This window comes from Pseudomonas sp. GZD-222, from assembly GCF_049310525.1.
Taxonomy (GTDB): domain Bacteria; phylum Pseudomonadota; class Gammaproteobacteria; order Pseudomonadales; family Pseudomonadaceae; genus Aquipseudomonas.
The window spans coordinates 16,578-40,053 of the sequence record NZ_JBMOWO010000024.1 but is presented as its reverse complement, the minus strand read 5'-3'; the positions used below and the strand labels follow the sequence as shown (position 1 = coordinate 40,053).

Sequence of the window (23,476 nt, the reverse complement as noted above, 5' to 3'; positions counted from 1 at the left end):
TACGATACACCTGCAATTGCGAAAGATTAAGTTAAGTCTTGCGCTATCGCCTGCGCATGATGTCGCACCTGCGCAGCACTAATTACCACCTGTTTGCAGATCACCTCCCTCACCCTGCGCCGCTCCCCCATCATTAGGAGCACGCTCATGCTTGTGACCACGCAGCACAACAGCGACCTTGAAGACCTGAGGCTGATGGCAACCCAGGTAAGCACACACTGCCCAGACATTCGCCAACTGGCCCGCGATATCGCGAAGGACCTGCTAACCCGGCACAACCTTGCGGGCCACGACCCTGACCATGTCTACTTTCACCGTTTCCATTCAGGCTCCAGCAGTCCGCGTACTTTCAGCGGCTGGCAGCATTACAGTCCCCCATACCAATCACTGACCTTGCCGCAACTGGTCATGCATCGTTTCAGTGCCGACGAACAGGACAATGCCGACCAGCTTGCCCTCTACACCGGTTTCTACAGCGACGGACCCGGTCAGGAGTCTTACGACGAGCACAATGAAATCCCACTGGCACCCGGTGAGGTTCTTCAGCACTTTTGGGAGATCGATTTCAGCAAGGATTTCCACCAGCGCCTTGATAGTTTCTGGTCCCACTACGCAGACGCCTACCGCATCCTGGCCAAATCCACGTTTCTCGCCCACGTTCTGGAGGTATCTGCCCAGAAGGGCAACAGTGCGCTGGCCAAGCGCGCTCGCCAGGTCGCTGAAGCCTTGAGCGGCAAGCTGACCTGGCCTCCAACCTTGCGACAGTTGCAGCGCATGATCACCCCGCCCCAAGGATTTCGCCTGTGCTCCTTCGATATCGGCGGCCATATTGCCAGCGATATTTTCAGAGTAGTGATGGATGATGGCTGCCAATTGCTCTATATCCCCGGCGAAGTCGATGCACTGCAACTATTCACCAACGACCGGGAAGTCTATTCGTGGGTCCTGGCACGCACTCGCATAGCACAAGATCGGGCACGTTTCATGAGCCACTTCCCACTCAGCAGCCATGGCGAGAGCGACCCCAACGTGGACCTCGAGCACCTGCTCGAGATCATCAGGTCGCAGTGGCACAGTACGACCCCAAAGGGGCTCAACACGCTGGACAATACAGTGCACGACGATGCCTTCCGCCACCTTCGCGATGCTGCACGTCAGCGCATGATCGACGACGCCCATTTTGCCCTGCGCTCCAACACGGACCTGCGTAAACAACTCTGGATCGGCTACCTGGCAGCAGTGGGCAAAGTCTTCGGCCCCATGGCGGCGGTTGATTGGCCGGTGGCTTTGGCCGTCGTGGGCGCTGGCCTGGCCGAAACCGGCTTGAACATCAATCAGGCAATCAATGGTCACACCACAGCCGAACGCCAGGCGGGCGTAACAGGAGCCATCCTGGCCGGAATCAATACCCTGTTCAACGCAACGCTGTTCCGTGCCAGCGGTGTAAATGCCAGCACTGAGATCGAGGAACTGGCCGAGATCGACGAAACCGCAGAAGGCAGTGGTAGCCGCCATGAACCAGCCGAAGAGCAGCAACTGGCGAGCGACGAGCTAGAACCCGCCACGCTCGCCGAGATCGAAGCCTGGGTCCCCACATCGTTTCGCCAAAGCGAATTGGCGCCGTTACTGGAATCACTGGAAAGCAACGAAATTCTCAGGAACGCGCCGGATGGCGGTCGATTCCAGGGCATTTTTGTTCAAGATGGCAAGCAGTACGCCATGGTCGGCGAGGAAACCTACCAGGTCCGCTACGTTGCTGAGTTGAAGACCTGGGTCATCATCGATCCGGACACCCCCTATTCGTTTACTCGCACCATTGCAATTGGCATGGACGACGCAGGCAACTGGCGATTGCTGGAACCCCTCGGCCTCAAAGGGGGAACACCTCGGTTTCTACTCAAGGCCTGGGGCAGACTGGCGCCAAGACCTGCCTTACCGCCATTGGAACCTGGCCCTTATGAAGTACCGGAATCAGAGCGCGAAGCATTGAAGCCTGCCGCTAACGGTAGACAGAATCTGGCACTGAGCGATCCCCATAATGGAGCCCCCTATAACTACTATCGGCAACTGCGCGACCAATTGGCCGCTGATGCACAACAATACTTCTCTTCATTCGTACAACCTCCACGCCCATCGATACCGGAAATTCCCCACACTGCCAGCGCCAAAGAAATACTGCGCAGCCTGTACGAACAGAGTAACGGGCTCGTAATCGGCGAATCCCATACCCAGCAAAGCGCCAAGCAGTTCCTGATAAACAATCTGCGCCAGCTCAAGAAACAGGGTGTTGATGTGCTCTACGTGGAACACTTCATGACAGATTTCCAGCAAGCCGATATGGACCTGTTCAATCAGACCGGAACGATGCCAGCCGAGCTGAAAGCCTATGTCGAGAATCATGACTACATGGCCACACTCGGCAAACCAACGCCCTACACGCTGAAAAAAGTACTCTATGAGGCACACAAGCAAAACATACGCCTACAAGCCATCGACTGTATGGCCTCTTACCGTCAAGTCTGGTACGTGAAGCCTTCGCCAATCATCCGCCAGGAGATGATGAATTTCTTTGCTCACCGAATCATTGCGGCCGACCAGGCACAGCGTGGAGCAGGACGATGGGTTGCCCTGGTAGGTAACTCTCACGCCAACACCTTTGGCGGCGCACCTGGCTTGAGCGAGTTGCAAGGCGCCATCGGCTTGCGGATCGAAGACATCGAAATAGGCCAGGTGGGCGGCATTGGCGCCGATCCCGGCCTTTGGGACGAGGTGGAAGGCGATGCGTTATTCGTCAGGAATGACCTGCTTCTACAAGTAGCCATTTCGCGTCCTTGGATGTAGCGCCGTACACACCAATCTGAACACCCTATGCAACAAGGGCACCAGCAGGTGCCCTTGTTGCTCATTAACCCCTCGGCCGAATCACCCCAGGCGGTGCAGTGGCGGGGTCCAGATATTCGACCGGCTGATATCTGGTCTGAAGCGCCAGACGCAGGTCAGCTTGCACGATACCATCGGGGTTACCCATGCTCGGCAGGAAGTACTCACCCGGATCCAGGGTGATTCCACTTGCTTGCCCAGGCCCGGCATCGACGATGCGCAAACCAGGCACGCCCTGCAGCTCTGCCACCCCTGGTACACGCTTGTAGAAGTTACTGTGCGTGTTGCCAACAAGGGCTATCCATTTATCAGCAGGATGCGCAGCTTGCTTGGCTGTAATGACTCGATGGGCGTAAAAATTCATCATTTTCTGCCGCAGTGGATCCCCCCAGTGCACCGCATCCAGGCCATCGAGTCGATAACTCGCGACACAATCGATCGCCTGTACCTGGATACGATTAGCCCGAGCCTTTCTGACCAGCTCCAGAAAAGTGGATTGACCTGCCGGATCGGTGAAGTGCCCCTCATCCAGTTGTCTGAGGTACGTTTCCAGGTGTCGACTCATTTGCCCCGTGCGGCTGAAAAGATCCAGATCGGCCTGATGCATGTCGGTCATCAGGTGCTCGAAGTAAAGTGTGCGCACACCTTTGTCATACAGCGGCCTGAAATTGTTCATCAACCAGCGCTTGCTGGCGATGGATCCGTGCGACTCACCCACCACCAGCCCCTGGTACTCATCGAACAACTGTATGAACGCGCGTTGCGGGCTAAGCGATGGCGCCGGGGCAACGATCCTGAGGCCGGGCTGCAATGGTGCACCGGCAAAAAAACTACTAGCATCTTCCTGCAGTAGCTGGCGAGTTCGCTCCAGGCTTTCACAGATATCATTCAGCGGCGATTGAGGGTCGTAAAAATCTCCCGAAATCATCCGCTGGTTGCGAACACTGATCAGCTCGCGCATCGCAGGACGGGCATGCGCTGGAGTTTCGTAGCTACCTGCTACGGTTTCAAATGGCGAGTAATCAATGAGCTCAACCGCCGGTTCAGGCCTCATCCCCCCCAAACACTGCCCGCCTCCACGCAGACAGGCTGCCTCAAAGACGCCCCACTGCCCTGCCTCATCAAGGCGGATCGGGATCCCGCCGGTAAAGCTGTACGGATTGTGTTCCGGGACAATCATCCAGGTGCCCACGGTCTGATCGTAGCGAACCCGATACGACACCCCGGCAATCTCGGCGTACTGCCTACCATTGGCAAGCGTACTGATGCCTTGCCAGGGCCCGTCCGGATCAGATGGCTCATTGACGATCTCGTTAGCCTCGAAGTCATCCAGATTCGGTTCAAAACTGCGGCCCAATGGCAGCAGGAATGGCAAGTTGAGCAGTAACTCGACACCCGCCCCAATCGCACCCAGCACAGCAGCATGGCGCTCTTCTTTGTTATCGCCGTCAACCGCCTGCTCGATATTCAGCGCCAGACTGGCGACTCCCACCGCCATCGCCAGCAGCACCATTGGCCAGCCCACAGGCGCCATGTAGCCGAACAACCGCCCCGCCACCGCCAGGTAGCCGATCCACAACTGAACGCGCAGTTCGCTGTTAGTGCGCAACACGGCGTCGGTTTCACTATCCATACGCTGCTTGGCACTGTCGCGCATCCAGGTGAACAGCTCGCCCGTTATCGGTGCACGCTGAACCTGAGCGGCAAACTGCTCGACAGTGCCGAGCGACCAACCCTGAAACTGGCCACGCAACGCCTGCAAACGCTCCGACTCAGCCGTAAAGTGAGCCAGCAGGTGCTCTTGACTCAAGCTCACCTGCAGCCAGCCAAACAGCCAGTCAACGACCTCCCGCTCACTGCCGAAGCCTTGGAACGAGGGCATCGACCCCGGCAAGTAGAGCACCTGCTGATCACCTGGCCCCTTGAGCCAGATGATATCCGAGGAGGTTTGCCCACCCAGGCTCAAAGTCGCAATCTGAATGCCGGGGGGCGGCGAGTGCAACTGTTCGAAGTGCTGCAACTGCGGGGCAACAACACTGTCGAAGCCGACCGCGTCGAACACCAGTTTCAACTGATACTCGTCCAGTTGCCCACTCAAGCCCGCGTGCAAGGCTTCAGACAGGTAGTTGAGCTTGGCCAGCGTACGCACTTCATCGCCGTAATCCTTCCAGAACGTCGCAGCACGGCGCTGGAAGGCAGCACCGAAGTCGAGTTGCCAGAATGCCTTGAGGACATGCTCAGGAACCAGGCGTACTTCATTGCTTTCATCGAACCTGCCCGCCTCAGGTCCGGCGGTGTAGAAGCCACCGTACAAGGACAGCAGATCGGCATTGTCCTGATCACTGACGCGAAACCGTCGCATCACCAACTCGGTCAAGGTCAGGGATTGTTGCGGCGCACTGAAATGCTCCCAACCGGTGAAGGTTCTGCTGCTACTGGCCGCCTCGCTGAAACGATGCCAATAGATTTGATCCGGGTCTGTACAGGGGAGACCCTCGACGTTGAGCAGATCGATTGCTGCCTGACGAGCTTCAGCGCGCAGATCAGGGAAGGCTTGCACGACCCTCTGGGCAATTGCCAAGAGCTCATCATGCAAGATCGTGGACAGGGGTGGTTGGGTCATTCGATAGCCTCCAGTTTGAAAGAGGCACACTTTGCAAGTCTGCGTTCAGACCCGGCGTTAGATAGTTACCACAGGCCAAAAAGAGGCCTCGAATGGCTATAGCGCCCCACCTGCGGGAAAACCTCGCGAAGATGCCGAACCGCAACCACCAAAGCGAAAGCTTCTACAATTATCTGGGCATGCCTGGGCACCACTGATTTCCGTCTCTCCAACAACAGCAATAATCGAAGAGGAAATACCATGCCGCGGATATCACTTCGCTTCGCCAGTCTCCTGACCTTGCTGTTGTTTGCGCAGTTCACGGTTGCGGCGGAAAAACAGCAGACCCTGGAGGTCATCAATGCCTACATGAGCGCCTGGAACAAACACGACTCTGATGCAGCGGCACAGTATTTTGCCGAAGACGGGGAGTTTCTGGATGCGTCCGTAGGGGTGCCCAAGGTCGGTAGGGAAACCGCCAAGGTCGAAGTCATCAAGCTCTTTATCGACGCGGTGCCTGACTTGAAATGGCAAATGCTTGGCCAGCCGATCATCGACGGTGACAACATCGCCTTCGAGTGGCAGTTCGATGGGCACAACACCGGTGCCTGGGCGCCGGATACACCTGCAACCAACAAGCCCTTGTCCTTCAAGGGTGTCAGCTTCATCAAGCTCAAGGATGGCAAGATCGCCTCGCAGCATGACTATTACGATGCGTTGTCGTTCAACAAACAGCTGGGTTGGTAATTGCAACCGGCAGTCGCAAAACAGCCTCCACGGTGGGAGCGGGGGGGGGGGGGGGGGGGGGGGGGTGGGGGGGGGGGGGGGGGGGGGGGGGGAGCGGGTGCGTATTGGGGGGGCCCTCTACTCTCCCCCCCCCACCCCCTCTCCCCCCCCCCCCCCCCCCCCCCCCCCCCCCCGCTCCCACCGTGGAGGCTGGTTAAGACAGTTGCTCCCACCTATGGGAGCAGACGCCCGATCACTCCCACTCGATCGTTGCCGGCGGCTTGCTCGAGACGTCGTAGGTGACGCGCGAGATGCCTTCGATCTCGTTGATGATCCGGCCGCTGACCGTCTCCAGCAGCTCGTAAGGCAGGTGCGCCCAACGTGCGGTCATGAAGTCGATGGTTTCTACCGCACGCAGGGCCACGACCCAGGCGTAACGGCGGCCATCACCAACCACACCGACCGATTTCACCGGCTGGAACACCACGAATGCCTGGCTGACCTTGTGGTACCAGTCGGCCTTGCGCAGCTCTTCGATGAAGATGTGGTCAGCACGACGCAGCAGGTCGGCGTACTCTTTCTTCACTTCACCGAGGATACGCACACCCAGGCCCGGGCCCGGGAATGGGTGACGGTAGACCATGTCGTACGGCAGGCCGAGTTCCAGACCGAGGCGACGGACCTCGTCCTTGAACAGCTCGCGCAGCGGCTCGACCAGCTTGAGGTTCATCTCTTCCGGCAGGCCACCGACGTTGTGGTGCGACTTGATCACGTGGGCTTTGCCGCTCTTGGCGCCAGCCGACTCGATCACGTCCGGGTAGATGGTGCCCTGAGCCAGGTACTTGATGTTCTCAAGCTTGTTCGACTCGGCATCGAATACGTCGATGAAGGTACGACCAATGATCTTGCGCTTCTTCTCAGGGTCCGCTTCGCCAGCCAGATTGTTCAGGAACTGATCTTCGGCGTTGGCGCGGATCACCTTGACGCCCATGTTCTCGGCGAACATGGCCATCACTTGCTCACCTTCGTGCAGACGCAGCAGGCCGTTATCAACGAAGACGCAAGTCAGCTGGTCGCCGATAGCCTTGTGCAGCAAGGCGGCAACCACCGAGGAATCAACGCCGCCGGAAAGGCCGAGCAGGACGTTGTCGCTACCGACCTGGGCACGCACCTGGGCAATCGCGTCTTCGGCGATTTTCGACGGCGTCCACAGGGCTTCGCAGCCGCAGACGTCGAGGATGAAGCGCGAGAGGATGCGACCGCCCTGCTTGGTATGGGTCACTTCCGGGTGGAACTGCACGCCGTAGTAGCCACGGGTGTCGTCGGCCATGCCGGCGATCGGGCAGCTCGGGGTGCTGGCGAGGATGTGGAATTCTTCCGGGATGCGGGTGACCTTGTCACCGTGGCTCATCCATACGTCCAGGCCGAGTACGCCGTCAGCATCGACGTGGTCTTCGATGCCATCGAGCAGGCGGCTCTTGCCGACTACGTCAACGCGGGCATAACCGAATTCGCGCAGCTCGGAACCTTCAACCTTGCCGCCCAACTGCTCGGCCATGGTCTGCATGCCGTAGCAAATGCCGAATACCGGCACACCCAGGTCCCAGACGGCCTGTGGCGCGCGCGGGCTGTTGGCTTCATGCACGGACTCGGGGCCGCCGGCCAGGATGATACCGCGCGGAGCGAATTCGCGAATCGCTTCGTCGTCCATGTCGAACGGGTGCAGTTCGCAGTACACACCGATCTCGCGCACGCGGCGGGCGATCAGCTGGGTGTACTGGGAACCGAAGTCGAGGATCAGGATGCGGTGAGCGTGAATGTCGAGGGCCATGACTCAATCTCGTCAGTGGAAATCGGAAACGACGCGGGGCTGTCGAAAACAGCCCCGCTTGCAAGTGTTGCCAGAAGCATCAACCTACGCGGTAGTTTGGCGCTTCTTTGGTGATCTGTACGTCATGCACGTGGGACTCGGCCATGCCGGCACCGGTGATGCGCACGAACTCAGGCTTGGTACGCATTTCTTCGATGTTGGCGCTGCCGGTGTAACCCATCGAGGAACGCAGGCCACCCATCAGCTGGTGGATGATCGCGGTCAGGGTACCCTTGTACGGCACACGACCTTCGATACCTTCCGGTACCAGCTTCTCGGCGCCGGCCGAGGAGTCCTGGAAGTAACGATCCGAGGAACCCTGGGCCTGGGACATGGCGCCCAGCGAGCCCATGCCGCGGTAAGCCTTGTAGGAACGACCCTGGAACAGTTCGATCTCGCCCGGCGCTTCTTCAGTACCGGCGAACATCGAGCCCATCATCACCGCCGAAGCACCGGCAACGATGGCCTTGGACAGGTCACCGGAGAAGCGGATACCGCCATCGGCGATCAGCGGGATACCGGTGCCTTCAAGGGCAGCGGCAACATTGGCGATGGCGCTGATTTGCGGCACACCGACACCGGCGACGATACGGGTGGTGCAGATCGAGCCAGGGCCGATACCGACCTTGACTGCGTCAGCGCCGGCTTCGGCCAGAGCCTTTGCAGCAGCGCCGGTAGCGATGTTGCCACCGATGACCTGAACTTGCGGGAAGTTCTCTTTTACCCAGCGAACGCGATCGATCACGCCTTTGGAGTGACCGTGAGCGGTGTCGACCACCACCACGTCAACGCCGGCAGCGACCAGTGCGGAAACGCGATCACCGGTGTCTTTACCGGTACCGACGGCAGCGCCAACACGCAGACGACCCTGGTCGTCCTTGCTCGCCAGCGGGTAGGCCTTGGCCTTCTCGATGTCGTTGACGGTCATCATGCCTTTGAGGGCGAACTTGTCGTCGACGATCAGCACGCGCTCGATGCGGTGCTTGTGCAGCAGCTCGCGCGCTTCGTTCTTGTCGGCGCCTTCCTTGACAGTGACCAGACGCTCTTTCGGCGTCATCACTTCACGGACGGTGGCATCCAGACGGCTTTCGAAACGAATATCGCGGGAGGTGACGATGCCGACCAGGTCGCCATCGTGCAGCACCGGCACGCCGGAGATGTTGTTCAGGCGGGTCAGTTCGAACAGGTCACGCACGGTAGCATCGGCTTCGATAGTGATCGGGTCCTTGACCACGCCGGCCTCGAACTTCTTGACCTTGCGCACTTCGGCAGCTTGCTGCTCGATGGTCATGTTCTTGTGGATGATGCCGATGCCGCCTTCCTGGGCCATGGCAATGGCCAGGCGGGCTTCGGTCACGGTATCCATGGCGGCGGAAACCAACGGAATATTCAGCTCGATGCCACGGGTCAAACGGGTCTTGAGACTGACTTCGTTAGGTAGCACCTCTGAGTAACCAGGTACTAGGAGAATGTCGTCGAAGGTCAGGGCTTCTTGGCTGATACGCAGCATCGCGGGGGCTCCCGGGCGGGAAAAATGGAAGCGCGCCATTATACTCATCCAGAGCCCTTCACTCAATGCAAAGATGGGCCTTCGGTCAGTTGTCGTCCAACTCGACCTGTACCACCGCCACCGGCTGGTCCAGCCAGTCGGCAAAGTCGGCGATAAAGGAAGCCTTGAAGCCGGCCGCCGCCCAGTCGTTGAAAATGAATCCAAGGTTGGAAAACGCGCACGGTTGCAGGAACAGGAAGCCGTTGATGTCGTCTTCATGGCCACAGCGTGGACAGGTGAAGTTGTCGCTCTGGTTGGGCATCCACTCTTCCAGGCTGGCGAACAGCTCCACCCCCACTTCCTTGCGGCATTCGGCGCAGCCCGCTTCTTCGAGAAAACCCCGGGTCGGGGTATAGATGCAACGTTTGGTGATGACTTCCAGGCCGTTCACCGCCTTGCCATACGGCAACAGGTGCGGGCGCTCGACCACTTTACGCGCGCCTTCGGCGATGGCGTAGGCCATGCGGTTGCCGGTGCGCCCACAAGTGCTGAGCTGCTCCTCGATGACCTTCTCGCGCACCAGCCAGCGCAGGATCGCCCGCGCACGCGGCTCATGCACAGGAACGGTGGAGATCTTCGGGACAATGATGCTCTGGGTAATCATGACGGCAGCCAAACATGCTCAAAGCTGCCAGTTTACCTCACTCAGGTAGCGACCGATCAGGGCAATGCCGCTGGCCAGCACCAGCCAGGTGACCAGACGCACGAAGGTCTCCCGCGACATGTTCAGGGTCAGGCGCCGGCCCAGGTACAGCCCGATCACCATCATCGGCAGCAAGCACAGCGCCAGCAATAACAGCGGCAGGTCGGCGTACACGCCAGCGAACAGGAACAGGCTCAGGCGCACCACGGTGCTGCAACTGATCAGCGCGCTTTGGGTCGCCCGCGCCTGTTCCTTGGACGGCAGCCGGGCATTGAGATAAATGGCATAGAGGAAGCCGCCGCTGCCGAACAAGGCACCGAACAGTCCGCCCACGGTTCCCATCGGTACCGACCAGGCGGCCGAGAGCTGTGCCGGCCTGATCTTTACCGCCAGGCTATACAAGGCATAGGCGCTGATAAACAGGCCCATCAACAGCAACAACAGGTCGGATTTGAGGTTGAGCAGAAACACCACGCCGAGGGTGCAGCCCAGTGCCATGCACGGCAGCAGGCGCAGCAGTTCCGCACGGGCCACGGCCTTGCGCGCCGGCAGCCAGTTGCCGAAAGCGGCGACAAAATCCAGCAACACCAGCAACGGGATGATCCGCGATAGTGGCATGAAGTTGATCAGTACAGGTCCCGCCACCAGCGCCGTGCCGAAGCCGGCGATGCCGAAGACGATATAGGCGGCGCCGATGCCGAGCAGGATCGGCAGCCAGTCGAAGTCGGTGAAGGGTATCTGGGCAAACAGAGTCGAGAGCATGGCGGTCGCCAACAGTGGAGGTGTGGAAACTTTAGCCAGCACCAAGCCATGCCGACTAATATGCAATTACGCCACTAGTCATCTCGAAACGGCATATCAATCATGATCTCCACCCGTCAGTTGCGATACTTCGTCGAAATCGCCGAATGCGGCAGTTTCAGCGGTGCCGCCGAACGCCTGTTCATTGCCCAGTCGGCCTTGAGCCGGCAGATCAAGGAGCTGGAGGCGCAGCTTGAGACCTTGCTGTTCGAACGCACCGCTCGCCAGCCACGCCTTACCGCGGCGGGCCTGGCCTTCCTTCCCAGAGCCCGCACTCTGCTGGTGGACCTGGAAAAAGCCCAACGCCTGGCCCGGGAGGTCGGCCAGGGCGTACGTGGCAGTCTGCGCCTGAGTCATTCGAGTACCGTGCCGTTGACCGGACAGCTGTTGACCCGACTCAGTGGCTATCTGCATGAGCATCCGGGCATCTCCATGGAAATCGCCCAGCAGTCTTCCGAGGCCCAGCTTGCAGAGCTGGCGGAAGATCGCCTGGAAATCGGCCTGCTGCGCTTGCCAGTGCTGCGCCAGCATGAAGGCCTTTGTGTGCAACCACTGTTTGAAGAGCCCTTGTTGCTGGCGGTCGCCGACGATCATCCGTTGGCCAGGGAAACCAGCGTTTGTCTGGCGCAGCTGCGCAATGAGGCCTTTATTTCCATCCCCCATCGCCAGCGTGGCGGCTTGAGTTACCTGTCTGCCGAACTGTGCATGGGGGCAGGGTTCTTTCCGAAAGCTGCACGGGTGGTGTCGCGCAAGACAACGCAGTTACAGTTGATCCAGGCAGGCTTTGGTGTGGCGTTGCTGCCGCAGTGCATGCAGGAGATTGCCCCGCCTTCACTGCGCTTCATTGCCCTGACGGATGAAGGGTGCAGCAGTACAGTGGCTTTGGCCTATCGCCAGGATGCCGGGGCTTTGGTGTGGCAATTTGTCGATCATATGACCTCATCGCGGGGCAAGCCCGCTCCCACCGTGTGCGGAGCCCCTGTGGGAGCGGGCTTGCCCCGCGAATGAAGACTCGCCGCCCCACTGCCATCCCGACACCACAATCCTTTATGATGCAGCCCATGATCAAAGACCCCTTCGAAAGACTCGGCCTGGACCGCGAAGTCCTGACCGTCAGCCAGCTCAACGGCCGCGCCCGGGTGCTGCTCGAGGACGTGTTCCGCAATGTCTGGGTCGAAGGCGAGATCTCCAACCTCGCCCGCCCGGCTTCCGGCCATGTCTATTTCACCCTCAAGGACAGCGGTGCCCAGGTGCGCTGCGCATTGTTCCGGCAGAACGCTGTGCGCGTTCGCCAGGCGCTGCGCGATGGCCTGGCGGTGAAGGTACGCGGCAAGGTTTCGCTGTTCGAAGGTCGCGGTGACTATCAGCTTATCCTCGACACGGTCGAACCTGCCGGCGATGGTGCATTGCGCCTGGCATTCGAAGCACTCAAGGAAAAGCTCGGCGCCGAAGGCCTGTTCAGCGCCGAGAACAAAGTAGCCCTGCCCGCCCATCCGCAACGCATCGGTATTATCAGCTCGCCCACCGGCGCGGTGATCCGCGACATCATCAGCGTGTTCCGCCGCCGTGCTCCACAGGTCGAGCTGACCCTGATCCCGACCGCGGTACAAGGCCGCGAAGCGATCAACCAGATCGTTCGTGCCCTGCAACTGGCCGACAGCCGCGGCTTCGACGCGCTGATCCTGGCCCGTGGCGGTGGTTCGCTGGAAGACCTCTGGTGCTTCAACGAAGAAGCCGTAGCGCGGGCTATCGCTGCCTGTGTAACCCCGATTGTCAGCGCTGTCGGGCATGAAACCGACGTCTCGATCAGTGACTTTGTCGCGGACGTGCGCGCCCCCACGCCCTCGGCAGCCGCCGAACTGCTGGCACCGGACAGCAGCGACCTGCAACGGCGCATCGACAGCCTCAAGCGCCGCCTGCTGCTGCGTATGCAGAGCCGCTTGATGCATGACCGTCTGCGCCTGGACAGCCTGACCCGGCGCCTGCGTCACCCTGGCGAGCGTCTGCGCCAGCAAGCTCAGCGCCTGGACGACCTCGACATGCGCCTGCGCCGCGCCTTCGAACAACGCCTGAACCAGCGCCGCGAACGCCTGGCGCGTCTCGACACACGCCTGGCGGCGCAGCACCCGGGACGCACCCTGGCCCTGCTCAAGCAGCGCCTGGACAGCCTGGCCGAGCGCTTGCCACGGGCCATGCGTGAAACCCTCAAAGACCGTCGCCAGCGCCTGCAAGCCCAAGTGCAAACCCTGCAGGTGGTCAGCCCTTTGGCCACCCTGGGGCGCGGCTACAGCATTCTCCTCGACGAACGCGGCCAGGCTGTTCGCAGCGCGGCCCAGACCCACAATGGCCAGCGCCTGACTGCACGCCTGGGCGAAGGCGAGTTGCTCGTGCGGGTCGAAGACAATCACCTGACTCCGGTCACGCTTTCATTACTGGACTGAACCATGCCTCGTCTGTTTGCCCCGTTGTTGTTGCTGTGCCTGATGTTCGCCAGCAGCGCCCAGGCCAGCTACATCACCCGCCAACTGAACAAACCGGTACCCGGTGGCGTCGCGGTCGTCAATCTCGGCCCTGCGGCTCAGGCCCCCAACGCCCGCTTCGACGGTAAACCGGTACTGGTGGTCAGGGAGCAGGACAACTGGCTGGCCATCGTCGGCCTGCCGCTGACGCAAAAGCCCGGCCAGGCGCAGCTCACCCAGGGCACGCGCACGCTCACCTTCAATGTCGGCAGCAAGAAATATCCGGAGCAACGCATCACCTTGAAGAACAAGCGCCAGGTCAACCCCGACCCGGCCGACCTCAAGCGCATCGATGCCGAGCTTGCCGAACAGATCAAGGCCTACCGCAGTTTCAGCCCGACCCTGCCGAGCAACCTGATCCTCGACAAGCCGGTCAACGGCCCGCTGTCGAGCAAGTTCGGCGTGCGCCGTTTCTTCAACGGTGAAGAACGCAATCCCCACGCCGGGCTGGATTTCGCTGTACCGGCCGGCACCCCGATCAAGACCCCGGCCAACGGCAAGGTGATTCTGATCGGCAACTACTTCTTCAACGGCAACACAGTCTTCGTCGACCATGGCCAGGGCTTTATCAGCATGTTCTGTCACATGTCGAAAATCGACGTCAAACCCGGCCAGCAACTCAGCCGCGGCGCGATCGTTGGCCGGGTCGGCGCAACCGGCCGCGCCACCGGCCCGCACATGCACTGGAACGTCAGCCTCAACGATGCGCGGGTGGATCCGGCAATTTTCATCGGGGCGTTCCAACCCTGACGCTTCGCTTGCGCCAATCAAAAAGACCGCGCAACTGGCGCGGTCTTTTCATTTGTGGCGCGCTATAAAATATCGACAAATCTTACTTTTTAAGCATTTCTATCAATTTTCTCTCAAGGCTTGCCATCTTTAACCCCACTGGGTAGGGTTGAAGCCATGAAAACCTTTCAGACCCTCATTCTGCTTCGTCAACATCGCAGCCTCTGCCTGGTCAGTGCACGACTACCAAGCTGAATCGCGTCGCCTCGCCTTTTCATCTCGTTTTCGTTCGGCAGGCCACCTTTCCAGGCCGCACACTAAGGATTGCTTTTCATGACCATGCTCAAAGACCCTTCGAAAAAATACAGCGCCTTCCCTACCGTCAACTTGCCTGACCGTACCTGGCCATCGAAGACCATCACCCAGACGCCAATCTGGTGCAGCTCCGACCTGCGTGATGGCAACCAGTCGTTGATCGAGCCTATGGATGCGGTGAAGAAGCTGCGTTTCTGGAAGACCCTGGTCAGCGTTGGCGTGAAAGAGATCGAAGCCTCGTTCCCGTCGGCTTCGCAAACCGATTTCGACTTCGTTCGCACCCTGATCGAAGATGGCCACATTCCTGACGACACCACCATTCAGGTGCTGACCCAGGCCCGTGAAGACTTGATCGCCCGTACCTTCGAATCGCTGCGCGGTGCGAAAAAGGCCATCGTCCACCTGTACAACGCCACCAGCCCGTCGTTCCGCCGCATCGTCTTCAACCAGGACAAGCAAGGCGTGAAAGACATCGCGGTGAATGCGGCCAAATTGTTCGTCAAATACGCCGCCCAGCAACCGGAAACCCAGTGGACCTTCCAGTACTCGCCCGAGACCTTCAGTGCCACCGAGCTTGAGTTCGCCAAGGAAGTCTGTGATGCGGTGATCGAGGTGTGGAACCCGACGCCGAGCAACAAAATCATCCTCAACCTGCCGGCCACCGTCGAAGTCTCGACGCCGAACATCTACGCCGACCAGATCGAGTGGTTTGGCCGCAACGTCAACCGTCGCGACAGCGTGATCATCAGCCTGCACACCCACAACGACCGTGGTACCGGCGTCGCCGCCACCGAATTGGGCCTGATGGCCGGCGCCGACCGCGTCGAAGGCTGCCTGTTCGGCAACGGCGAGCGTACCGGTAACGTCGACCTGGTGACCCTGGCCTTGAACCTCTACACCCAGGGCCTGGACCCACAGCTGGACTTCTCCGACATCGATGGCGTGCGCAAGGTGGTCGAGGAGTGCAACCAGATTCCGGTGCACCCACGTCATCCGTATGTCGGTGACCTGGTTCACACCGCCTTCTCCGGCTCGCACCAGGACGCTATCCGCAAGGGCTTCACCCAGCAGAAAGACGACGCCAAGTGGGAAGTGCCGTACCTGCCGATCGACCCGGCCGACATCGGCCGCAGCTACGAGGCGGTGATCCGCGTCAACAGCCAGTCGGGCAAAGGCGGTATCACCTACCTGCTCGAACAGGAATACGGCATCAGCCTGCCGCGCCGCATGCAGATCGAGTTCAGCCAGGTGGTACAGGGTGAAACCGATCGCCTGGGCCTGGAAATGTCTGCCCAGCAGATCTACAACTTGCTGCATCGCGAGTACTTGCAAGCCAACGCGCCGTACGCGCTGGTCAGCCATCGCTTGCAGGAAGAGAACGGCAACAGCAAGGTCGAAGTTGAAGTGTCCAGCGAAGGTGAAACCACCCTGCACTGGCGCGGCAAGGGCAATGGCGCCCTGGAAGCCCTGGTGGCCGGTTTGCCGGTGGCCGTGGAGATCATGGACTACAACGAGCACGCCATCGGTGCGGGCACCAACGCCAAAGCCGCAGCCTATATCGAACTGCGTGTTGCCGGTGGACGCCCGGTTCATGGCGTGGGTATCGATGAAAACATCACCACCGCCAGCTTCAAGGCACTGTTCAGTGCGCTGAACCGCTCCTTGAGCCAGCAGGCAGCGAAAGCGGCGTAAGCTGATTCAGGCAAAGTAAAAAAGCCCGTATCCATTGATACGGGCTTTTTATGCATTCACTTTACTTAAAGCACTTATATATCAAAGCAAAATTGATTCAGATCAATGCCACAACTAACAAGCGCATGTTAGTGCAACAGCCAACAACTAGATAAACCACTAAAACATCGTTCAACTTATATTCACTCACGTACAATAGTGGCTGCGCGCCATCAAACAACAATAGGACACGACCACGCGCCAACTACTGAATGCATATAAGGTTTGAAGTCAGCATGCTCAAGAACGCTCCGCTTCGTCTGAAACTATTGTTGATACTGGTATTTCCCCTGCTCGGATTCCTGAGCCTGGGCGGCCTGTTCATCGCCGATAACTACCGAACCCTCAAGGACATGGAAGCCACTGTACAGGCCAGCAGCACCGCAGAGTCCCTCAGCCAGCTAATTACCACCTTACAACGCGAACGCGGTGCCAGCGGAGTATTCCTTGGCAGCCGGGGAACCGCTATGGCCGATCGCCTGGCGACCATGCGCAGTGAATCCAGCGCGGCCGTTGAAGCCGTCCGCAGCCAGCGCAACACCCACGACCGCGACCTCGAGAAAGTACTTGCCGCCCTTGAGCGCTTGCCCGATATCCGCAGCCAAGTCGATAAACTAAGCATCGACAGCACAGCGTCTGGAACCCATTACACCGAGATCATCCAGCAGTTGATCGGCTATACCCACTCACTGGAAACCCGCGTTAGTAATACCGCTGTTGTTCACGCCCTGAGTGCACTCAATCAATTTATTGAAATGAAAGAGCGCGCCGGCCGCGAACGGGTAATACTCGGCCTGGTCTTCAATCAGGATCATTTCGATGAAACCCTGCTATCGCGCTTCAGCCGCAACCTCGGAGAGTTCAACGCATATGCCGACGGATTTCGTCGCAAGGCATCGGCGATTACCCAGCGCCAATTCGACGAGAAGATGCAATCAACTGCAGCTGCAGAAGTTGACCGCTTGCAACGCCTGGCATTTGAGATCCCCCTGGGCCAGAAACTCGGCTTGAAGCCTGAAAGCTGGTTCGAAACAGCCACACAGCGCATCGACCAGATGGGTGAAGTCGAGCAATCACTGGCGCTGGCCGTTGGCACCCTGGCCGAACAGGCCCGAGATACCGCGAGCAAAGCCTTGTGGCTGACCATCGGCAGCGCCGCTGTCGCCTTGCTGGTGGTTGCACTGTTGTCCTGGGCGATCATCCGCAGCATCGATGTGGCGGTGCGCGATATCAACCAGGTGCTGAACAAACTCGCCGAACGCGACCTGACCTCCAGGGCGAGCTACCAGAGCAGGGACGAGTTCGGCCAGATCGCCGATAACCTCAACCGCATGAGCGAACAGTTCACCGACATCGTCGAAGAAATTGGCAACGCCACTGCACAGGTGGCCACTGCCGCCGAAGAGTCCTCTGCGGTCACCCTGCAGACCAGCCGCAGTGTCGAGCAGCAACGCCAGAGCACCGAGCTGGTGGCCACCGCCATCAACGAGATGAGCGCCACTGTGCGCGAGGTGGCCCATAGCACCAGCGATGCGGCATGTATGTCGCAACAGATCAACGTCAGCACGACACAAGGCCTTGTCGAAATCGAGAGCACTATCGAACTGATCCGCCAGCTCTCCGACCAGGCCGAGCAGACGGCAACCACCATCGACGACCTCAAGCATGAAAGTGACGCTATCTCTTCGGTCCTGGACGTCATCCGCGGGATCGCCGAACAGACCAACCTGCTGGCGTTGAACGCCGCCATCGAAGCGGCCCGTGCCGGTGATCACGGTCGCGGATTTGCCGTGGTCGCCTCGGAAGTTCGGACCCTGGCGCAACGGACGCAGGAATCGACCGGGAGCATCCAGCAGATGATCAGCAACCTGCAGATTGGCTCCGACCGCGCCAGCAGCTCGATGCTGGAGACCCTGGGTAAAGCCCAGTCAGGTGCCAGCAAGATAGGACGGGCCGGCGAGCTGCTTGCAGAGATTGCAGACGGCGTGGCCCGCATCAACGACCGCAACATCCAGATTGCCTCGGCTGCCGAGGAACAGAGCGCGGTGTCCGAAGACATCAATCGCAACGTGAACGAGATCAACGATCTGGTAATTCAGGTGAGTGCGGGAGCCCAACAGACCGCAGTGACTAGCCAGGAACTCGCACGACTGGCTGAACACCAGCAGGATCTGGTGAGCCAGTTCAAGGTTGCCTAGGACTTCAGGTCAGACAGACAAAAAAAAGGGGCGCCGACCAAGCGCCCCATAAGCCGTGTAGCACACAACGAATCAGTTCAATCCAGCAGCGCCAGTGCCTCGGCGCTGCAGTCGGTAATCCGCGACCATTCGCGATTCTTGATCCAGCCACTGTCGAGCATCCAGGTACCGCCCACACACATCACGTTGGGTAGCGCCATGTAGCTCTTCACGTTGCCCGGGTTTACCCCTCCGGTCGGACAGAAACGCACATCGCCGAACGGTCCAGAGAAGGCTCTGATCGCCGCCACACCACCGCTGATCTCAGCTGGGAACAGCTTGAAGCGCCGGTAACCAAGGGTATAGCCCATCATGATTTCCGATGGTGTGCTGATACCTGGGAGCAACGGGATTGCGCTTTGGACACCGGCCTCGAGCACATCCTGGGTGATACCCGGCGTGACCACGAACTGGGCACCAGCGGCTTCCACCGCCGCAAACATTTTGCGATCCAGCACGGTACCGGCGCCTACGCATAGTTCCGGCCGCTGCTCACGCAGCACCTGGATGGCCTTCAGGCCATGCGCCGAACGCAGGGTCACTTCGAGCGTTTTGATACCACCGGCAGCCAGGGCATCGGCCAACGGCAGGATGTCTTCTTCGCGGGCGATGGTGATCACCGGCAGAATGCGCGCCTGGGTGCAGATCTGATCGATCCGGGCAATCTTGTCGGTCATCGAAACTCCCGGCTGTTTCAGTTCATGCGTGGTCATAACGGCGGATCCTTGGCTCATGGGCACCAGTAAATATCCAGAGGGTCTTGTAAGAAGGCGCGAATCGGCATGTCGCTCAGGTCATCGCTCGCCAGCGCGGCGCGCAGGGTAGCGAGTTTGCCCGGGCCTTGCACAGACAAGGCGGTGAAAGCGGCAGTCGCCAGCAAGGCACGGGTCATGCTCAATCGTTGATGTGGCACCGTCGGCGCCAGCATCGGCAAGCAGCGGCGCGCGCTCTGCGGATCAAGGCCTTCGGTCAGGTTCGGGCTGCCCGGGAAGAGCGAGGCGGTATGGCCGTCGTCGCCCATGCCCAGCACCAGCACGTCGATGCCCGGCAGCTCGGCCAAGGCTTGATCGGCTTCCAGCGCTGCCACTTCAAGGTTGGCGGCAGCACGATACAGGTTGAGGAAACGCGCCTTGGCGGCGTTGCCCGTCAACAGGTGTCGCTTGAGCAGACCGGCATTGCTGTCGGCATGCTCGACCGGCACCCAGCGTTCATCGGCCAGCGTCACCAGCACCTTCGACCAGTCCAGCGGCTGCTGGATCAGTGCCTGGAAAAACGCCACCGGGCTACGCCCACCGGACACCACCAGGGTCGCCTGGCCTTTGGCTGCTATCGCCGCATTCAGGCGCCCTGCTACATCCTTGGCCAGGCCGGCAGCCAGCTGCGCGGCACCGTTGAAGTCATGTGCCGTCACGTTAGCCGGCAGTTGCAGTTCAGATATCGCCATACCAGGACCTCCCATCACGGGTAATCAATGCAATCGAGCTCATCGGCCCCCAGGAGCCAGCAGCGTAAGGCTTGGGCGCATCGCCGCTGTTCTTCCAGCCGGCAATCAGCTGATCGCACCACTTCCACGCGTATTCGATTTCGTCTTTGCGCACAAACAGGTTCTGATTGCCGCGCATCACTTCCAGCAACAAGCGCTCATAGGCATCGGGAATCCGCGCGCTACGCCAGGTGTCGGAAAAATTCAGCTGCAACGGGCCGCTGCGCAGTTGCATGCCCTTGTCCAGCCCCTGCTCTTTAGTCATCACCCGCAACGAGATACCTTCGTCCGGCTGCAGACGGATGATCAGTTTGTTACCGATCTGCAAACGCTGTTCCGGGGCGAAGATGTAGTGCGGGGTTTCCTTGAAATGGATGACGATCTGCGACAGCTTCTGCGGCATGCGCTTGCCGGTACGCAGGTAGAACGGCACACCGGCCCAGCGCCAGTTGCGGATGTCGGCGCGCAGGGCGACAAAGGTTTCGGTATCGCTCTGGGCGTTGGCGTTGTCTTCTTCCAGGTAACCGGGCACTGACTTGCCTTCGCTGTAGCCGGCGATGTATTGGCCACGCACCACGTGAGTACTCAGGCCTTCGCCGGTGATCGGCGCCAGCGCCTTGAGCACTTTGACCTTCTCATTGCGGATGCTGTCGGCGGAAAGATCGCTGGGCGGGTCCATGGCAATCAGACAGAGCAGCTGCAACAAGTGGTTCTGGATCATGTCGCGCAGTTGCCCGGCCTTGTCGAAATAGCCCCAGCGCCCTTCGATCCCGACCTTCTCGGCCACGGTGATTTCCACATGGGAAATCGAATTCTGATTCCACTGGGTTTCGAACAGGCTGTTGGCAAAGCGCAGGGCAATGAGGTTCTGGACGGTTTCCTTGCCCAGATAATGGTCGATGCGATAGACACGGTTTTCCGGAAAGTACTGCGCCACCGCATCATTGACCCGGCGCGAAGAGTCCAGGTCATGGCCGATAGGTTTTTCCAGCACCACGCGGGTACGCGCACTGAGACCGACGAGGTCGAGGTTCTCGCAAATGCTGCCATAGACCGCCGCAGGCGTAGCGAAGTAAGCAATCAGCTGACTGTCGTCACGGACCTGATTGGCCAGTGCCTGGTAGTCCTCGGCCTTGAGGAAGTCCACGTGCAGATAGCTCAGGCGCGCGAGAAAACGCTGCAACACCAGGGTTTCGATCTGCCCTTCCGGGACGAACTCGCGCAGGTGCGCCTCGATCGACGCCAGGTGCGCCTCGACACTGCCCGGCTCGCGGGCCAGTGCCAGCACCCGTGTATCGGCGTGCAGCAAGTCGGCGCGGTCGAGCTGGTAGAGCGCCGGAAACAGCTTGCGCAACGCCAGGTCGCCGAGGGCGCCAAACAGGGCAAAGGTGCAAGGTTCAACGCTGATCGATGCCATGATGTTGGTTCTTTTATCAAGTTGACGTAGAAATACCGGTTTCAATCGGAGTTTTCAAGGAATAATGTAGTAAAAACCACAACATTTTATCCGATACACAGATTCAAGTGGTGTGCCTCCCATGCCATCAGTACGATAGGCCACCGCGTCAAAAGCCCACTACCACCGGTAGCCGGCTGCCTCATCGACCCAAGGACACATACCCATGGACCGCGTGCGAAACCTCCTGGAGCAGATCCAGGGCCGCCTCGAAGAGCTGAACAAGGCTGAGCGCAAAGTCGCCGAAGTCATCTTGCACAATCCCCAGCAAGCCACCCGCTTCAGCATCGCCGCCCTCGCCCAGGCCGCCAAGGTCAGCGAACCGACGGTGAACCGCTTCTGCCGTTCGTTCGGCGTCAGTGGCTATCCCGAGCTCAAGCTGCAACTGGCGCAAAGCCTGGCCAGCGGCGCGGCTTACGTCAGCCGGGCAGTGGAAGCCGATGATGACCCGGCGTCCTATACCCAGAAAATCTTCGGCAGTGCCATCGCCTCGTTGGACAGTGCCTGCCAGCAGCTTGATCCACAGTTGATCAGCCGCGCTGTCGACATGCTGATCCAGGCCCGGCAGATCCATTTCTTCGGCCTCGGCGCCTCAGCGCCCGTGGCGCTGGACGCCCAGCACAAGTTTTTCCGCTTCAACCTCGCCGTTTCGGCCCACGCTGATGTACTGATGCAGCGCATGCTGGCCTCGGTGGCCCACACCGGCGAGCTGTTCGTCATCATCTCCTACACCGGCCGCACCCGCGAACTGGTCGAAGTCGCGCGCCTGGCCCGGGAAAATGGCGCCTCGGTGCTCGGCCTGACTGCCGCCGATTCGCCCCTGGCTAAAGCCAGTAGCCTGAGCCTGAATATACCGCTGCCAGAAGACACCGATATTTATATGCCGATGACCTCGCGGATCATCCAGCTGACAGTGCTCGACGTCCTGGCCACCGGCATGACCTTGCGCCGCGGTGTGGACTTCCAGCCACACCTGCGCAAGATCAAGGAAAGCCTCAACGCCAGCCGCTATCCGGTCGACGACGAACTCAACTGAGCAGATGCGCCTGCAACCGCAGGTGTGCCTGTTCCCCTGGCGCCAGGCTCAGGCTGTCACTGCTGCCACTGGCCGCCTCGACACAGACGAAGCCCAGGGTTTCGCTACTGCTGACGCCCATCAAGGGGCGACTGCCCGGATGCCAGACGATGGTGTCCTCGCTATCACCGGTATCGATGCTCAATTGTCGTTGCCAGGCCGGATCGTGCAGCTGCACGGTCGCCGCATTGGGGAACACCCGCTGACAGCCACCATGGACCTTCAAGGCACCTTTCTGACGGCAGGCCTGACGGTTCAAACGGTCATAACCCTCAATGTTTTCTAGCCCGGATAGCGCTATCTCAGAAACGTCACTAATACGCCAGTAAGCCAGCAGAGCATGACTCAGCTGACAAGGTTGACTGTCCTGATGTTCGGTACTGAGCTGCAACTCCATGCGCTTGCCCAACCTGGCCAACAGGTCGACCTGCCAGTCACACAGCTGCAGACGCCATTTGAGGGTCACGCCCTCTTCATCTTCACTGCTGTCGATCAGTTTCCAGTCGAGCAAACGCGCCCAGCCGTGCGCTGGCCACATGTCTTCGCTGGGGTGGCGACCGTACCAGGGCCAACACACCGGCACACCGCCACGAATGGCGCCAACCTGCGGCCACTGCGCGGCGCACCACAGCCAGGGCCGGTCGCCTGTGGGCTGAAAGTGCAACAGCTGCGCACCCTGCCGGCTGAATACGGCCTGGCACTGGGGGTGATCGATGATCAGCACATCGCGCTGCTGATAACGCTCCCACTCGAAGGTCGGTCGCGGCCTCTGCGAGGTGAAGAAGCGTTGTAGCGGGTGCTCGGGCATAACCTGGGACTCTTGTTGTTAGTTAGGGTCTCATCGCGGGCCAAGCCCGCGA

Annotated in this window: 17 protein-coding genes and 1 pseudogene; 9 read left to right on the top strand and 9 right to left on the bottom strand. The window is 59.9% G+C overall.

The features are described 5' to 3' along the window. The first annotated feature begins 147 nt into the window (after window positions 1–147). Window positions 148–2,841, top strand: coding sequence for a dermonecrotic toxin domain-containing protein (locus ACO6VD_RS04710; protein WP_422417358.1), 2,694 nt, complete (start codon window positions 148–150; stop codon window positions 2,839–2,841). A gap of 64 nt (window positions 2,842–2,905) precedes the next feature. On the opposite strand, the gene ACO6VD_RS04705 is transcribed toward ACO6VD_RS04710, so the two are convergent. Then, window positions 2,906–5,533 (bottom strand): dermonecrotic toxin domain-containing protein, encoded by a 2,628-nt coding sequence (locus tag ACO6VD_RS04705; protein WP_422417356.1) that lies wholly within the window; start codon window positions 5,531–5,533, stop codon window positions 2,906–2,908. 210 nt (window positions 5,534–5,743) lie between these two features. Between ACO6VD_RS04705 and ACO6VD_RS04700 the strand changes: the two genes are divergently transcribed. Then, entirely contained in the window at window positions 5,744–6,229 is a 486-nt protein-coding gene (locus ACO6VD_RS04700) for an ester cyclase (protein ID WP_422417354.1), read from the top strand. Between the two features lie 232 nt (window positions 6,230–6,461). Here ACO6VD_RS04700 and guaA read toward each other — a convergent pair whose 3' ends face one another. From guaA to ACO6VD_RS04680, 4 genes are all read right to left on the bottom strand, one after another. After that, window positions 6,462–8,039 (bottom strand): glutamine-hydrolyzing GMP synthase, encoded by a 1,578-nt coding sequence (gene guaA, locus ACO6VD_RS04695; protein ID WP_422417352.1) that lies wholly within the window; start codon window positions 8,037–8,039, stop codon window positions 6,462–6,464. 79 nt (window positions 8,040–8,118) lie between these two features. After that, the gene (gene guaB, locus ACO6VD_RS04690) at window positions 8,119–9,588 is read right to left on the bottom strand and encodes an IMP dehydrogenase (RefSeq protein ID WP_400173887.1); all 1,470 of its coding nucleotides are present in this window, start codon (window positions 9,586–9,588) and stop codon (window positions 8,119–8,121) included. An 85-nt stretch (window positions 9,589–9,673) separates the two neighbouring features. After that, window positions 9,674–10,231, bottom strand: a complete 558-nt coding sequence (locus ACO6VD_RS04685; protein WP_400173886.1) for a sugar ABC transporter ATPase — start codon at window positions 10,229–10,231, stop codon at window positions 9,674–9,676. 18 nt (window positions 10,232–10,249) lie between these two features. Next, window positions 10,250–11,032 (bottom strand): sulfite exporter TauE/SafE family protein, encoded by a 783-nt coding sequence (locus ACO6VD_RS04680; protein WP_422417350.1) that lies wholly within the window; start codon window positions 11,030–11,032, stop codon window positions 10,250–10,252. Window positions 11,033–11,134: 102 nt separating this feature from the next. Here ACO6VD_RS04680 and ACO6VD_RS04675 point away from each other — a divergent pair, with 102 nt between their 5' ends. The 6 genes and pseudogenes from ACO6VD_RS04675 (at window position 11,135) to ACO6VD_RS04650 (ending at window position 18,563) form a co-directional block, all read left to right on the top strand. Beyond that, window positions 11,135–12,079: a LysR family transcriptional regulator gene (locus ACO6VD_RS04675; RefSeq protein WP_422417348.1), complete on the top strand. Its 945-nt coding sequence runs from the start codon at window positions 11,135–11,137 to the stop codon at window positions 12,077–12,079. Between the two features lie 53 nt (window positions 12,080–12,132). Next, complete coding sequence (gene xseA, locus ACO6VD_RS04670; RefSeq protein ID WP_400173883.1) at window positions 12,133–13,512, top strand: exodeoxyribonuclease VII large subunit; 1,380 nt, start codon at window positions 12,133–12,135, stop codon at window positions 13,510–13,512. 3 nt (window positions 13,513–13,515) lie between these two features. Further along, window positions 13,516–14,340, top strand: coding sequence for a peptidoglycan DD-metalloendopeptidase family protein (locus ACO6VD_RS04665; protein WP_400173882.1), 825 nt, complete (start codon window positions 13,516–13,518; stop codon window positions 14,338–14,340). Window positions 14,341–14,652: 312 nt separating this feature from the next. Further along, the gene (gene leuA, locus ACO6VD_RS04660; protein WP_422417346.1) at window positions 14,653–16,326 is read left to right on the top strand and encodes a 2-isopropylmalate synthase; all 1,674 of its coding nucleotides are present in this window, start codon (window positions 14,653–14,655) and stop codon (window positions 16,324–16,326) included. 251 nt (window positions 16,327–16,577) lie between these two features. Then, window positions 16,578–17,696 (top strand): annotated as a pseudogene (locus tag ACO6VD_RS04655) (nitrate- and nitrite sensing domain-containing protein); the annotation flags it as partial. After that, window positions 17,697–18,563, top strand: a complete 867-nt coding sequence (locus ACO6VD_RS04650) for a methyl-accepting chemotaxis protein (RefSeq protein ID WP_400173889.1) — start codon at window positions 17,697–17,699, stop codon at window positions 18,561–18,563. Window positions 18,564–18,640: 77 nt separating this feature from the next. Here the strand turns inward: ACO6VD_RS04650 and ACO6VD_RS04645 are convergent, their stop codons facing one another. From ACO6VD_RS04645 to zwf, 3 genes are read right to left on the bottom strand one after another with little or no spacing between them, the layout of a single operon-like run. Then, window positions 18,641–19,315: a bifunctional 4-hydroxy-2-oxoglutarate aldolase/2-dehydro-3-deoxy-phosphogluconate aldolase gene (locus ACO6VD_RS04645; protein ID WP_422417344.1), complete on the bottom strand. Its 675-nt coding sequence runs from the start codon at window positions 19,313–19,315 to the stop codon at window positions 18,641–18,643. A gap of 17 nt (window positions 19,316–19,332) precedes the next feature. Then, window positions 19,333–20,046 (bottom strand): 6-phosphogluconolactonase, encoded by a 714-nt coding sequence (gene pgl / locus ACO6VD_RS04640; RefSeq protein WP_422417341.1) that lies wholly within the window; start codon window positions 20,044–20,046, stop codon window positions 19,333–19,335. Beyond that, the gene (zwf, locus tag ACO6VD_RS04635) at window positions 20,033–21,502 is read right to left on the bottom strand and encodes a glucose-6-phosphate dehydrogenase (RefSeq protein ID WP_422417340.1); all 1,470 of its coding nucleotides are present in this window, start codon (window positions 21,500–21,502) and stop codon (window positions 20,033–20,035) included. Before zwf ends, pgl begins: the two co-directional genes overlap by 14 nt. A 214-nt stretch (window positions 21,503–21,716) precedes the next feature. Here zwf and hexR point away from each other — a divergent pair, with 214 nt between their 5' ends. Further along, window positions 21,717–22,577, top strand: coding sequence for a DNA-binding transcriptional regulator HexR (gene hexR, locus ACO6VD_RS04630; protein WP_422417383.1), 861 nt, complete (start codon window positions 21,717–21,719; stop codon window positions 22,575–22,577). On the opposite strand, the gene ACO6VD_RS04625 is transcribed toward hexR, so the two are convergent. Further along, entirely contained in the window at window positions 22,570–23,424 is an 855-nt protein-coding gene (locus tag ACO6VD_RS04625) for a D-hexose-6-phosphate mutarotase (RefSeq protein WP_422417338.1), read from the bottom strand. The two genes, hexR and ACO6VD_RS04625, sit on opposite strands and share 8 nt — an antisense overlap. Window positions 23,425–23,476: the final 52 nt, after the last annotated feature.